The organism is Streptococcus mitis (assembly GCF_946188585.1).
Lineage (GTDB): Bacteria > Bacillota > Bacilli > Lactobacillales > Streptococcaceae > Streptococcus > Streptococcus mitis_DG.
This window is the reverse complement of record NZ_CAMHVI010000002.1, coordinates 443784-457423: the sequence shown is the minus strand read 5'-3', so window position 1 is coordinate 457423 and position 13640 is coordinate 443784. Positions and strand designations below refer to the sequence as shown.

Annotated in this window: 13 protein-coding genes; all 13 read right to left on the bottom strand. The window is 35.2% G+C overall.

The features are described from left to right. Nucleotides 1-128 precede the first annotated feature (128 nt). Nucleotides 129-608 carry a sigma-70 family RNA polymerase sigma factor gene (locus N8M66_RS04825; protein WP_261045930.1) on the bottom strand — a complete coding sequence of 160 codons (480 nt, stop codon included), beginning with the start codon at nt 606-608 and terminating at the stop codon, nt 129-131. 120 nt (nt 609-728) lie between these two features. Continuing rightward, on the bottom strand, nt 729-2687 hold the full coding sequence (ftsH, locus tag N8M66_RS04820) for an ATP-dependent zinc metalloprotease FtsH (protein WP_261045929.1): 1959 nt from the start codon (nt 2685-2687) through the stop codon (nt 729-731). A gap of 15 nt (nt 2688-2702) precedes the next feature. Next, nucleotides 2703-3245, bottom strand: coding sequence for a hypoxanthine phosphoribosyltransferase (hpt, locus tag N8M66_RS04815; protein WP_049500433.1), 543 nt, complete (start codon nt 3243-3245; stop codon nt 2703-2705). 4 nt (nt 3246-3249) lie between these two features. Beyond that, nucleotides 3250-4527, bottom strand: a complete 1278-nt coding sequence (gene tilS / locus N8M66_RS04810) for a tRNA lysidine(34) synthetase TilS (protein ID WP_261045926.1) — start codon at nt 4525-4527, stop codon at nt 3250-3252. After that, nucleotides 4524-5792, bottom strand: a complete 1269-nt coding sequence (locus tag N8M66_RS04805; RefSeq protein WP_261045924.1) for a serine hydrolase — start codon at nt 5790-5792, stop codon at nt 4524-4526. The genes tilS and N8M66_RS04805 overlap by 4 nt, the downstream gene beginning before the upstream one ends. Beyond that, nucleotides 5785-5907, bottom strand: a complete 123-nt coding sequence (locus N8M66_RS04800; RefSeq protein WP_020902316.1) for an SP_0009 family protein — start codon at nt 5905-5907, stop codon at nt 5785-5787. The genes N8M66_RS04805 and N8M66_RS04800 overlap by 8 nt, the downstream gene beginning before the upstream one ends. A 4-nt stretch (nt 5908-5911) precedes the next feature. Continuing rightward, nucleotides 5912-6280, bottom strand: coding sequence for a septum formation initiator family protein (locus N8M66_RS04795; protein WP_000041905.1), 369 nt, complete (start codon nt 6278-6280; stop codon nt 5912-5914). Further along, nucleotides 6273-6539 carry an RNA-binding S4 domain-containing protein gene (locus tag N8M66_RS04790; protein WP_001234978.1) on the bottom strand — a complete coding sequence of 89 codons (267 nt, stop codon included), beginning with the start codon at nt 6537-6539 and terminating at the stop codon, nt 6273-6275. The genes N8M66_RS04795 and N8M66_RS04790 overlap by 8 nt, the downstream gene beginning before the upstream one ends. 57 nt (nt 6540-6596) lie before the next feature. Further along, nucleotides 6597-10100 carry a transcription-repair coupling factor gene (mfd, locus tag N8M66_RS04785; protein WP_261045922.1) on the bottom strand — a complete coding sequence of 1168 codons (3504 nt, stop codon included), beginning with the start codon at nt 10098-10100 and terminating at the stop codon, nt 6597-6599. After that, the gene (gene pth, locus N8M66_RS04780) at nt 10101-10670 is read right to left on the bottom strand and encodes an aminoacyl-tRNA hydrolase (protein ID WP_225742122.1); all 570 of its coding nucleotides are present in this window, start codon (nt 10668-10670) and stop codon (nt 10101-10103) included. Between the two features lie 72 nt (nt 10671-10742). Next, the gene (gene ychF, locus N8M66_RS04775; RefSeq protein ID WP_004269823.1) at nt 10743-11858 is read right to left on the bottom strand and encodes a redox-regulated ATPase YchF; all 1116 of its coding nucleotides are present in this window, start codon (nt 11856-11858) and stop codon (nt 10743-10745) included. Between the two features lie 235 nt (nt 11859-12093). Then, on the bottom strand, nt 12094-12288 hold the full coding sequence (locus N8M66_RS04770) for a DUF951 domain-containing protein (protein ID WP_042751911.1): 195 nt from the start codon (nt 12286-12288) through the stop codon (nt 12094-12096). A gap of 64 nt (nt 12289-12352) precedes the next feature. Continuing rightward, entirely contained in the window at nt 12353-13489 is a 1137-nt protein-coding gene (gene dnaN, locus N8M66_RS04765; protein WP_261045921.1) for a DNA polymerase III subunit beta, read from the bottom strand. Nucleotides 13490-13640: the final 151 nt, after the last annotated feature.

Genomic DNA, 13640 nt, shown 5'->3' with positions numbered 1-13640 from the left:
TGAAAAGGCGGTGTCTTAACCCCTTGACCAACGGACCTGAGCTGTTATTTTCAACTCTTACTATTATACAGACTTTTTCTGACTTGTCAACTACTTTTTTTATCTTTTTTCATTTTTTGCATGGCTTCCTAGTATGTACGGATGTCAAACTCTTTAAATACAATACGTAAGTCTCTTAATACTCTTTGACGACCTCGGAAGCGTTCATTTCTTAAGACGCGTTCTAACTCTTCTTGTTTGTCTTTACTTTGTTTGTTTCTATAGTCTCTTAGTGTCTCATGAAAGAGATAATACTCATCTAGCCACAGACCTCCCTTGCTTATACGATGACTGATCTCACCTACTTCTTCATAAGGTTCTTTATCATATCTACGCTTCTGGCTTTCTTGTTTACGAATATAATCTAGAATTCGATTACGGAATTTAGTTTTGAAGTATTTACGTAAACGAGGAATATCTTCTACTAGATCTTCTTCTCTACTAATCAATTCATGTAAGCAAATCATCCCCTCTTGGTCCCAATCCGATAGATCCCATAAATGAAGGTAATATTCATTTCTACACTTATATACAATCCCCTGGACTTCTTTATACAATTCTTTAAACATAACGTCCCCCTTTCTAGATATAGTTTAACAGATTCAGAAACACTTTTGTCCCATTTCCTCCGTTCTGTCCCCTTTATCTCCTCAACTGCACAAAAAAGAGAGGGCATGCCTCTCTCAGGGTTATTTTTCATCATTCATTTTTGACTTTACTTCATCATAAGATAATGCATGAGATTCCTCTTCTACGGTTTCAGGCATCTTTCCTGTTTCATAGAGAGCTTTAATTTGTGTACTATCCAATGTTTCGTATTTCAGTAATGCTTCTGCAATTAACTTGTGAGTTTCACGATTTGATTGGATGATTTCAGCAGCTTTATTTCGTGCTTCATTTAATAATGAACGAACTTCTTCGTCAATTTCATAAGCTGTTTGTTCTGAAATTGATTTTTGAGGACTCTGTGCACCAAACATAGCATGATTTCCTTCATATTGTACTGGGCCAAGTTTTTCACTCATACCGTACTCTGTAACCATTGCACGCGCCATTTGTGTCGCTTGTTCAAAGTCGTTTGAAGCTCCTGTAGTTTGGACATTAAAGATAATTTCTTCAGCTACACGGCCACCCATTAAACCAGCCAATTGTTCTTTCATATCTTCTTTGGAAAGAAGCATTTGGTCTTCCTTAGGAAGTGCAATCATATAACCGCCTGCACGGCCTCGTGGTACGATAGTAACTTTATGAACAACACGGGCATTCGATAAGACTAGACCAACAATGGTATGTCCAGCCTCATGGTAGGCAACCAATTCACGTTCTTTTTGTGAAACTGTCTTATCTTTCTTAGAAGGACCAGCAATAACTCTATCTTCTGCTTCATCAATATCTGAGGCATCAATTATCGATTTATTGCGACGAGCAGCAACTAAAGCAGCTTCATTCAATACATTCTCTAAATCAGCACCAACAAAACCTGGAGTTTGTTGGGCAACTAATTTCAAATCAACATCTTCTGCTAAAGGCTTGTTCTTAGCATGAACTTTCAAGATTGCTTCACGACCTTTAACATCAGGGCGACCAACCAATACTTTTCTATCAAAACGTCCTGGACGCAAAAGGGCAGGGTCAAGTACATCTGAACGGTTTGTCGCAGCGATGACAATAATTCCTTCATTTCCCTCAAAACCGTCCATCTCAATCAAAAGTTGGTTCAAGGTTTGTTCACGTTCGTCATTTCCTCCGCCAAGACCAACTCCACGTTGACGTCCAACAGCATCAATTTCATCGATAAAGATAATAGCTGGTGCTGCTTTTTTGGCATCTTCAAAAAGAGAACGGACACGACTAGCTCCAACTCCGACAAACATTTCTACAAAGTCAGAACCTGAGATACTAAAGAATGGAACACCTGCTTCTCCGGCGACTGCCTTAGCAAGCAAAGTCTTACCTGTTCCAGGAGGTCCCTCTAGAAGGACACCTGCTGGAATACGGGCTCCAAGTTTTGTAAATCGTTTTGGATCTTTTAAGAATTCAACAACTTCAACTAGTTCTTGTTTTTCTTCCTCAGCTCCAGCAACATCTGAAAATCTTACTTTAATATCTTCTTTATTTGCAGCTTTAGCCTTACTACGTCCAAAACTCATCGGGTTACGGCTATTATTTCCTCCCATATTTCCCATCATAGAAAATAGGAAGAAGAAAAGAATACCGAATGGCACAATGGATACAAGAATATTAATCCACATACCACTTGAACTTTCATGCTTAATAGTTACTTCCGCTTTATGGTCAGAAGCAAGCTTTTGCAATTCTGATACTGTAGTATCTGAAGGAAGAATAATACTTGAAAATTTTTCTACTGTTGTAGCAGAAGGAGAAAAGAACTGGATACCTGTTTCTTCTTTACTTGTTTTAGGATTTTTATAAACACCTGAAACTTCGATAACACTTCCATTTGGTTGGTAAGTCAATTCTTTTACATTGTCATCGGTAATTTCTTTTACCAATTCTGTATAATTAATTTGCTCACTTTTCCCTGCAACACTACCTGTACTAAAATACTGGTAACTTGTAACTAGGAAAAAAATAAGTAATAACCATAGAAAAGGATTTTTAATTAAACCATTATTTTGTTTTTTCATTAAAAATTGTTCTTTCTAATTTGAATACACTTCTTCTTTCAATACTCCAACATAAGGAAGGTTACGATAATTTTCTTTGTAGTCTAAACCATAACCTACTACAAACTCATTTGGAATAGTAAAGCAAGTATAGTCTGCCTCAATTTCTACAACACGTCCTTCTGGTTTATCCAACAAGGTTGCAATGTTAACAGAAGCTGCTTCTCTTGCAATAAACATATCTCGCAAATTCTTCAAAGTTTGACCTGTATCAATGATGTCCTCTACAAATAGAACATGTCTTCCTTTAATATCTTGAGTTACATCTTGCTTGATATTGATGACACCACTACTTGCTGTTCCACCATGATAGCTAGAAACCATCATAAAGTCCATTTCAATATGTGTATCAATATGTTTAACCAATTCAGCCATAAAAGGGATAGATCCTTTTAAAATCCCAATTAAAATCGGATTTTTTCCTGCATAGTCTTTAGTTAGTTGGGCACCTAATTTTTTAGCAGCTTCTGTAATTTCATCGTGTGAAACAAGGATTTTTTTAATATCGTTTTCTAACATTTTTTTACCTATCTATTTTTTCTATATAAAGTACAGTGTTCATTATATCATTTTTCGTGTTTTTACTCAAATTACTGGTCGCAATTCCCAAAATTGAGACAATTTCACCAAATTGCTCAATAATAAGAGCAGATTTTCGCTTTTCCATAGGGATTTTCAAATCAATAAATAGACGTCTGAGTTTTTTTCTATGCCCATTTTGAACCAAAACATCTCCTGGTTTTCGATGACGAATGTGTATGGATGTTTCCCGTGAAACAGGTACCTGCTGAATCAATTCACCTTCTAAAGGAAGTCCAAAGGAAAATAAATAACCTTGGTAAGATACCTGATTTTGATAGTGTAACACAAGTTCATCTTCCTTTTCATCAGCCTGCGGACTGATTTTACAAATCTGAAACTGTTGGTACTTTTTTATCAATTCATAGCCATTTTTAAGCGGATGACGATACTGGCTTTTAGATTTTAAAATCTGTCGAACTTCATCAAACTGAGCTTTTGTAAGATTCAAATCTGGAAAACGATTCAGATAAGTTTGAAGTAAGACTCTTTGTGTCGACTCAGAATAAGAAAATAACTGCTGTAAATTTTCCACATCAATATTGTTAGATAATTCAGCTATAGCTAAGTCATAATCTAAAATTTCATTGCCGATGCTTAAGATTGCATCTCTAAATCGAGGATTTTCTTTTTCTAATTCTGGTAAATAAGAGTTTCGAATACGATTGCGAAAATAATAATTTTCCTTATTTGATGTATCTTCAAAGTGACAAATTGGTGGAAAGTCTTTTTTCTGAAAATGCAAGAAGGGACGAATGATTTCTATCTCTCCGACTACTTGCTTCTCCTTAATTCCTGATAGATAGCGCAAGCGAGTTCCTCGAATCAAGCGCATCAAAATCGTTTCCACCTGGTCATCCGCATGGTGGGCAGTGACTAAGGCTGTCGCACCTGTCTTTTTCATGACCTCTTGAAAAAAATCATAGCGAAAATTTCGTGCATGCGCTTCTGAAAATTCTCCTGAAAAATTGCTGATATAAATAGGAAGCTCTGCTTCAGCAGCCAACTTCCTTAATTCCTGTTCTTCCCAATCTGATTCAATTCTCTGCTTATGATTAACATGAGCCAAAATCAATTCAATTTCCAACTCTTCTTGATAATTAGACAACACCTTAAATAGAAACATAGAATCTAATCCACCAGAAAGAGCTAGCACCACTTTAGCATGCTTTTTGAAATATCCTCTTTTGAGAAAATGATTTAAAAAATCTTGTTCCCTCATTTTAGAACCTCATAAACATCCTTGGCTATCTTAGAAATCGTATCATAATCAGAATTTTTAGTGAAAATAGAAAGAATAAATGGAGAATCTACATAGACAACACCTGTATCATGCTTAAATTCATCCGCATCTCCAATTTTATGAGCTACTTTAACAGAAACACCTTTGGCAATTCTCTCATTATCAAAATCTGTTTTAGTCAAAGAATCCAATACAAATCCATTTTGGTTATAAATAGCTTCCATGACTTTCCCAGCCATTTTAGAAGAAATCAATTTTTCTTTTGGATCCCAATCATCTCCCATAATAGCAGACGTCTTGGATTTGAATATAGCATCAGATTGATTTGAAATGTAATATCCCAATAGATTATGAGCTACATTATCCGATTCTTTAGATACTTTTGTGATTAAGTCCTTTATAGAATACTCTTTATTATCCTCTTTTTTAGGGAGACTACCACTTCCCTCTGGTTTATAAGAACCTGGAAAATCATTGACTGCTGATACGTATTTTATAGTCGTGTCTAACTGATAAAGACCCTCATTTATTTTTTCTTGCGTATAGTAGAGATAAGGTAATTTTAAAATGCTAGCTGCATACATCTTTTCATCTTGATTGATACCAGCTTCTTTTCCAGTAGTCAGTTGCTTAACATAAATAGAGAAAGAAGCTTTCTGATATTTTTCAGATAATATTTCTTGCACTTTATTCATCCGATTATCTTCTTCAGAAGTTAATTCCTTATCTACCCATCCAACTTGATCAATATGTAGAAATTCTTTCCCTTCTACAAACATGGTCTTATCAATTGAAACTTGCGAATAAGCTGATAAGGATGATTTCACTTCTTTTAAATCATAAGGACTGTTATACAGTTTAAAATCAGATTCTAACCATACTTTTTTTATTGTTGGAGTTACCTCTGACTGATCATATAAAAATCGTTTGTCTGCAGCAATAAATTGATGATTGGATAACTTAAATACTGGAATTCCTTGTTTATTTAAACGCCACTCGGTTATTTGAAAACTTGTTTGGGGAGTCAATTTTCCAGATTCCACTACTAAATCTTCATTCGCATAAACAGGAACCTCTCCATAAACCATGGGAGAACTTAATTTTTCTCTAAAATAAATACCAAAGTCAGATTGTGAAAGGTAATAAATTTCTTTCGAAGTATATACAACTTCTTTTTCTGTGCTAACGACTTTTGAAACTGTCAAAAAACTTGGTAGCAACAAAATAATTAAGAATTTACGCATTCTTCCTTTCCTTTTCTTCTTGTAAACGCAATAGTTGATTTTTATCAGACAACTCTTCTAGTTTTTCATCCGATAGACTCAAAAATTGCTCAATTACGTCTAATAAATTTTCCATTTCATCACCTTGGAAGCAAGTCAGGAATCGTATAAACAGCTTCCCGATTCTTAGAATAATAATATTTTGCACGCATGTATTTAGCAGCGTAATCTTCATCTTTCAACTTTGTAGCAAAAGCTGTCTCTTTCTCCTTTTCCTCACTCAAGGTTTGATACTGAGTTTGCAAGTCTGATAACTGTTGACGTCTTTGGAGTAATTGGTGATAACTTTGAGCAAGATTATAAGTTGGTAAAATGAACAATAAAATCATCAAAATAAGAACCCAACCCATGAAACGATTACGTTTTTGTCGTTCCTTCATCAGATAGCGACGACGTTGATGTTCATTTTGAATAAAAGAATTATTCAATTGTACGATATTTTTAGACATTTTCTTCTACCCGTGTTTCACTGATAATTTCATACATGCCTGCTGCATCTTCTTTTTTTGTACTATCTTTCATCTCCAGTACTTTTACAAGTAGCAACTTATTGCCAAATCGAATTTCAACTTGGTCATTAACTTTCAAATCCGTTGAACTTTTGGCCAAGATTCCATTTACCTTGATTCTGCCTTTATCTGCTACTTCTTTTGCGACTGTACGACGCTTGATAATTCTTGATACTTTTAAATATTTGTCTAATCTCATTTTTATTACCTCAAATTATTATTGTACCATTTTTCTCCCCTTTATAGAAGAAAAATGTTAAAGGGAATTGCCTTCTTTCGACACTTTTATCTCTAATAAACTTTCTCCAAAAATGAGCAGACCTTCTAAAATTTCATAGTCCTTCTTGTTTCGAACATCAAATACAACTTCCATTAATCCCTTATTCTCAGCTATAGCTGCTTTTAAGTTCGTTGCGGATAAAGCTTTAAAATAATCTTGAGCCAAGAACAGTCGCTGAGTAATTTTTTCAAATTGAACTGTAATCTTATTTTCTTTTCGTTCCACACGTTGAACAAAGACCTTATCAAGATAAGACTTAACCAAACCAATCTCTAAAAGATAGGCTACCACGTCTGGGTACTCTCCAAATCGGTCCATCAACTCTTCTTGTAATTCTTCGTAGTTGACACGGTTGTCAATTTGACGAATTTTCTTGTAAATTTCAATCTTATGTCGTTGATCAGAAATATAAGTATCAGGAAGATAGGCATCAATTTGTAAAATCAATTCGGTATTTCCTTTGATTTTTGTGTTCCCATTACCATGTCGTTTAGCAATAGCTTCCTCCAATAACTGCGAATACAATTCAAAACCAACAGAATCAATGAAACCAGACTGAGATTTTCCTAAAAGATTTCCTGCTCCACGAATCGAAAGATCTCGCATTGCAATCTTAAATCCAGAGCCCAATTCTGTAAATCCTTTAATCGCTTCTAATCTCTTCTCGGAGACTTCACTGATTGATTTTTCTGGACGATACATGAGATAGGCATAAGCAATACGATTACTACGACCGACTCTTCCTCTTAACTGATACAAGGTTGACAAGCCCATATGGTCCGCATTTTCAATAAATAAAGTATTGGCATTTGGAATGTCCACCCCTGTCTCAATAATGGTAGTCGTCACTAAAATATCATACTGACCTTCAATGAAATCCAGTAGAGTATTTTCTAACTGAATCTCACTCATTTGCCCATGAACATACCCAATCGAAGCCTCTGGAATCAAGTCCTGTAATTCGGAAACCTTCTGATCAATCGTGTCAACTTTATTGTAAAGATAGTAAACTTGACCTCCACGCTCCATTTCACGCAAGACAGCATCACGAATCACACTATCATTCTTTTCTAAAACATAGGTTTGCACTGGATAGCGATTAGTCGGCGGAGTTGCAATAACAGACAGATCTCTGATTCCCAGCATAGACATATGAAGGGTACGAGGAATTGGCGTTGCTGTCAAGGTTAGGACATCCACTTGTTTTTTCAATTCTTTCAATGTTTCCTTATGCTTGACACCAAATCGCTGTTCCTCATCAATAATCATCAAGCCCAAATCAGCAAACACAACATCTTTTGATAAAACACGATGTGTTCCAATCAAAATATCAACTTGACCGTTTTTCAATTTTTCAAGTGTTTCAGTCTGCTCTTTTTTACTTCTAAAGCGACTCAATACATCAATATTAACAGCAAAATTTTGGAATCGTTCCTTAAAATTCGTATAGTGCTGTTGAGCTAAAACCGTCGTCGGAACGAGAACGACAACCTGTTTGTGATCATTGACTGCCTTAAAGGCTGCACGCATTGCAACTTCAGTCTTTCCAAAACCAACATCCCCAACTAAAAGTCGATCCATTGGTTGAGAAGCCTGCATATCTCTCTTGATTTCCTCAACACTACGAAGTTGATCATCCGTTTCAACATAAGGGAAGGCATCATCAAAAGCATGTTGATCCTCATCATCAGCTGAGAAAGCAAAACCCTTCAACTGACTGCGTTCAGAATAAAGTTTAATTAAATCGTCAGCTATATCCTCTACTTGGTTCTTAACTTTTTGCTTGGCTTTTTTGAAATGACCGTCATTTAATTTATTGAGTTTAGGAGCTTTCCCATCACTTGAAACATATTTGGACAGTAGATGAATCTGTTCCACTGGGATAGAGATTTGATCCCCGTTTTGGTATTGAACACTAACATAATCACGGTGAATCCCTTTGATTTCAATTGTTTCAATCCCTAGATATTGACCAATCCCATGGATATGATGGACAACGTAGTCCCCTTTTTCAAGTTCATTGTAATCTTTTAATCTCTCTGCATTCGAAACATGTTGTCTTCGAAAACGACGTTTCAATTTCTTTTGAAAAATCTCATGTTCAGTTATCAATAAAATCTTTTCATCTACAAAATGAAAACCATGTCTGAGATTACCCTCGATTAAGTTTACAGATTCTTTACAGATACTTGACTTATCTCTGGAATCTAATTTAATCTGATATTCCTCTAAAACATCCTCCAATGTTTTACTTCCCATTGAATTGCTAGACTGAAGAATAATAGTGTAATTCATTTTTTTGTATCGCTCAATTTCTTCTTTTAGAAAAGAAAATTGATTGAAAAACTCTTGCATGGGATATTGATTAAATTGATAAATTTGATCAAACTTGAGATTTCCTAACCCCTTTTGCAGGTTAGAGAAAAAGGTAACCGGACTCTGTTTTTTATAGATTTGCTCTGTATCTGCAAAATACTGCATCTCAGAAAATGCTTTACTGTTCTGTAATTCTTCTGTAAAGTATTGTGCTAACTCCCTTTCAAAGACTTCATACTGATTCATCAATTTCTGATAATCATCAAAGAATACTGGGGTATCTTTTTCAATATAGTCAAAAACAGTCCATGTCTTGTCATAACACAAAGATAAAAACTTCCTAGAATCTAAATGAATTTGTTTTTGATGAAAACTTGAAAGAATTTCTTCTAAGTATGATTTTAAAATAGGTGATAACGTTTTTGAAATTTGTTTTTCTAAAGCTGACTGACCTCGTTGATAATCCTTTTCTCTCAAAAGCATATCACTAGCTGGAAAGATGGTGAGTTCTGTCTGATTTTTTTTCGATAATTGTGTTTCGACTTCAAATGACCTAATACCATCGACTTCATCACCAAAAAACTCAATTCGGCAAGGTTCTAACTGGGATATTTCAAAAATATCTAAAATATCTCCTCGCAGACTAAATTCGCCTTGAGTTTGTACTTGTGTAACTTTTCGATAGCCTATCTCTTTTAACTGATGGATAAGTGCGTGTTGGTCATATTCTTCACCAACTGTTATTTTTACAATACTATCTTTGAATACATTTGGAGACGGTAAAATCAATCGACTTGCTGCGATATTACAAACTAAAATCCCTTTCTTAGATGAATCAGTCAAAAAACGCAAAGCTTCAACCCGTGAAATGATTTTTTCTTGTGAAGACATCAAAAACTCGACCATAGGGAAGTCATCTACCAAAAATGGATAGACAAGTTCCTCACCCAAGATAGATAGAAGATCACTAACAATTCCTTCTGCTTCTCCATAAGTTGACGTCAATAACACAATCTTATCTTCTTTTTCTATACTACTTGCAATTGCAAGAGCCTTAGTAGACGTTGATAAACCTAGTATTAGTTGTCTTTTCTTATTTGTCAGATTTTGATGCCATTTTTTGATCTGATTATTTTCTGAGAATAAATCTAATAAGGTAACCATTTATCCGTTATACCTCTGCATCGTTTTTTCAAAGTTTTTCTCTTGTAAATAGTAGTTTACAGAATCGTCAACTTTGTCAATAGACTGTAAAATACCAATATAATCATCCTTGTTAAAGGTACTCAAAACATGGTGAACAACTGACATTCCATTTTTAGGTCTTCCAATTCCAATCTTAACACGGTTAAAGACCTGAGTTCCAATATGTTGAATAATAGACTTGATACCATTATGACCACCTGCTGAGCCTTTTGCTCTTAAACGAATCTTTCCAACTTCCATGTCAAGATCATCGTAAATGATGAGTAAATCTTCAATATCCAAACCATAGTAAGTCAATAAAGCATGAACTGCTTTTCCACTTTCATTCATAAAGGTCGTTGGTTTAACAAGATAAATTTTTTCTCCATTGAAGAAAAAAGATGCTAGATCAGCTTGAAATATCTTATCGTGTGTAAAAGTGACATTCTGTTTCTTCGCTAGTTGGTCAATCAACATAAAACCAACATTATGTTTTGTTTCAAAATATTTATCCCCTGGATTTCCTAATCCTACAAGTAATTTGGTCATTTATTTTTCCTTTCAAAAGCCAAAAGGGTTGGAATTTTTTTCCAACCTAATTGACACTATTCATTAATTTTTTTAGACATTAAAGCGGAATTCCATAATATCGCCATCTTGAACGATATATTCTTTTCCTTCTTCACGCAAGCGTCCAGCTTCTTTTACAGCCTTTTCAGATCCGTATTTCACTAGATCCTCATATGACATGGTTACTGCACGAATAAATCCTTTTTCAAAGTCTGAGTGGATAATACCAGCTGCTTGAGGAGCCTTCATACCACGTTTGAAGGTCCAAGCGCGAACTTCTTTTTCACCAGCTGTGAAGTAAGTTCCCAATCCAAGCAAATGGTAAGCAGCACGAGTCAACTTGTCAACGCCTGATTCTGTCAACCCAAGTGCTTCAAGAAACTCTTGCTTATCTTCATCGTCTAACTCAGAAATTTCTTCCTCAGCACGCGCAGAAATAACGACTACTTCAGCATTTTCTGTCGCTGCAAATTCACGAATTTGTTTAACATAGTCGATAGAGTCAGGTTCTGAAACCACATCCTCGTCCACATTGGCAACATAGAGAACTGGTTTAGTCGTCAAAAGGAAGAGACCTTTGACAACCTTTTGCTCCTCATCTGTAAATTCAATAGTTCGAGCTGATTTTCCATCTTCAAGGACTGGTTTAATCTTTTGAAGAACATTGAATTCTGCCACAGATTCTTTATCTTTTTGCGTACGTGCCATCTTTTCTACACGCGCATAACGTTTATTGACTGATTCTAAGTCAGCAAGAATCAATTCCAGGTTAATGGTATCAATATCCGCAAGTGGATCCACAAAGGCATCTTCACGTCCTTGCTCGCGCATGACATTTTCATCATCAAAAGCACGAACTACATGAACAATCGCATCTACTTCACGGATATTGGCCAAGAATTTATTTCCTAGTCCTTCTCCTTTTGAAGCTCCTTTTACAATCCCTGCAATATCTGTAAATTCAAAAGTTGTTGGAACTGTCTTTTTAGGAGTAATCATTTCAGTTAGTTTTTGGAGGCGTTCATCTGGAACTTCTACCATTCCAACGTTTGGATCAATCGTCGCAAATGGGTAGTTTGCTGCCTCTGCTCCTGCTTTTGTAATTGCATTAAATAGTGTTGATTTACCAACGTTTGGCAAACCAACGATACCTGCTGTTAAAGCCATATTTTCTCATTCTCCGTTTTCATTTCAATCCCTAATATTATAACACAAAAAGGGAAAACTTGCTAACCCTCTAACTAAGGGGTCTCATACTCTTCGAAAATCTCTTCAAACCACGTCAACGTCGCCTTGCCGTATAGATATTACTGACTTCGTCAGTTCTATCTGCAACCTCAAAACAGTGTTTTGAGCAACCTGCGGCTAGTTTCCTAGTTTGCTCTTTGATTTTCATTGAGTATCAGTCAATAATTTTATTCATCTTTCGATCAAAATCATAGCGTCCCATCATGACAATATGGTCACAATTACTGCATTTGATTTTGATATCTGCCCCTACACGCGTAATTTCCCAACGATTTGCTTTTTTACCTGTTGACTTGATTGTACAAGCATGTGGTTTTTTCATCTCTACAAAATTTCCAACTTGATACATACTACTCTCCTTTTCTTTTTCGATTATATCATAAAAGAGGCGAGCTAGGCTCAGCCTCTTTCACTTAATTTGTACGAACTGGTGTAATGAGCTGCATGAAGTCCTCGTCAGTATCTGCTGGCACAAGAGTAAATGGACGAACAGCTGAGATAAAGCTAATAGTCACCTTTTCGCTATTTAAAGCTTTAAGGGAATCAATCAAGTAAGTTGGGTTGAAACTAATAGTCAAATCTTCACCAGTAACCTGATCAGTATCGATTTCTTCGTTTACTTTACCAACTTCTGGAGAATGAACATGGGCGCTAACAACCCCATTTTTAATTTCAAGTTTCACAGTACCATTTTGAGTCGCACTTGATAAAAGGCGAGCACGCTCCATTGACTGACGTAAGTTTACCACATCAAAAGTAATTGTAGTGTTAAAGTCTGTTGGAATTAAACGATCTGTATCAGGATAGTTACCTTCTAACAAACGAGTATAAAAGCTAATATTTTCGCTTCTAAAGAGGATTTGATTGTTGGCAAAGAAAATCTCGACAGTTTCAATATCATCTGTAAATACTGCTGAAAATTCGCGTAGAGAACGGCTAGGAATCACGACATCAAAATCATCACTATTTTTTTCAAGAGTCAATTTTTTCTGGCTTAGACGATGAGAGTCTGTTGCAACTGTTTTTAGCTCCTTGTGTTGGCTCAATACGAAGTGGACACCTGTCAAAATTGGACGACTTTCTTGTGTACTTGCCGCAAAAGCTGTTTCGTTGATAATTTTCTTGAGTAATTTTGTTTCAAGAACCAAAGGAGTGCTTGCTGAAATTTCTTGGATTCGTGGATATTGCTCGCTATCTTTTCCTTTTAGGGTAATTTCTGATTTGCCGCTGGTTAAGACAATTTGATTTTGTTCAATTTCTTTAAAATCAAGAGTCACATCAGGTAGACTAGATACAACATTGATAAAGAAAGAAGCTTCAAGAAGAATTGAACCTAAAGAAGTAATTAACAAACCAGCATCTTCATTTTTTTGAGAAATAAAATTTTCAATTGAAATTTGACCATTTGAACCAATTAAAGTAACACCTTCATTGGTCACGTCAATTTTTACGGTTGATAAAATAGGAATAGCATTTTTAGAACTAATAGCTCTCTTAGTAGTATTTAATGCTTGTAGAAATAAATTTTTATTAATTGAAAAATGAATCATGGATTCTCCTTTAGTTATTTTTAGTATTAGAAGGATAATAGTAATAATAGAGTCTGTGAAATCTGTGGAAAACAGACTTTAAACAAGTCATATCAAGTTTTTTGGCTTGTTTAAAAAATGTGGATAAAAAAGATAAAAAAACGAAAGTTAT

Bases quoted from the DNA above. Each gene is read 5' to 3' on its own strand.
- mfd (WP_261045922.1), bottom strand. From the start codon at position 10,100: ATGGTTACCTTATTAGATTTATTCTCAGAAAATAATCAGATCAAAAAA.
- N8M66_RS04805 (WP_261045924.1), bottom strand. From the start codon at position 5,792: ATGCGTAAATTCTTAATTATTTTGTTGCTACCAAGTTTTTTGACAGTT.
- N8M66_RS04800 (WP_020902316.1), bottom strand. From the start codon at position 5,907: ATGGAAAATTTATTAGACGTAATTGAGCAATTTTTGAGTCTATCGGAT.
- dnaN (WP_261045921.1), bottom strand. From the start codon at position 13,489: ATGATTCATTTTTCAATTAATAAAAATTTATTTCTACAAGCATTAAAT.
- hpt (WP_049500433.1), bottom strand. From the start codon at position 3,245: ATGTTAGAAAACGATATTAAAAAAATCCTTGTTTCACACGATGAAATT.
- N8M66_RS04790 (WP_001234978.1), bottom strand. From the start codon at position 6,539: ATGAGATTAGACAAATATTTAAAAGTATCAAGAATTATCAAGCGTCGT.
- ychF (WP_004269823.1), bottom strand. From the start codon at position 11,858: ATGGCTTTAACAGCAGGTATCGTTGGTTTGCCAAACGTTGGTAAATCA.
- ftsH (WP_261045929.1), bottom strand. From the start codon at position 2,687: ATGAAAAAACAAAATAATGGTTTAATTAAAAATCCTTTTCTATGGTTA.
- N8M66_RS04770 (WP_042751911.1), bottom strand. From the start codon at position 12,288: ATGTATCAAGTTGGAAATTTTGTAGAGATGAAAAAACCACATGCTTGT.
- pth (WP_225742122.1), bottom strand. From the start codon at position 10,670: ATGACCAAATTACTTGTAGGATTAGGAAATCCAGGGGATAAATATTTT.
- N8M66_RS04825 (WP_261045930.1), bottom strand. From the start codon at position 608: ATGTTTAAAGAATTGTATAAAGAAGTCCAGGGGATTGTATATAAGTGT.
- tilS (WP_261045926.1), bottom strand. From the start codon at position 4,527: ATGAGGGAACAAGATTTTTTAAATCATTTTCTCAAAAGAGGATATTTC.
- N8M66_RS04795 (WP_000041905.1), bottom strand. From the start codon at position 6,280: ATGTCTAAAAATATCGTACAATTGAATAATTCTTTTATTCAAAATGAA.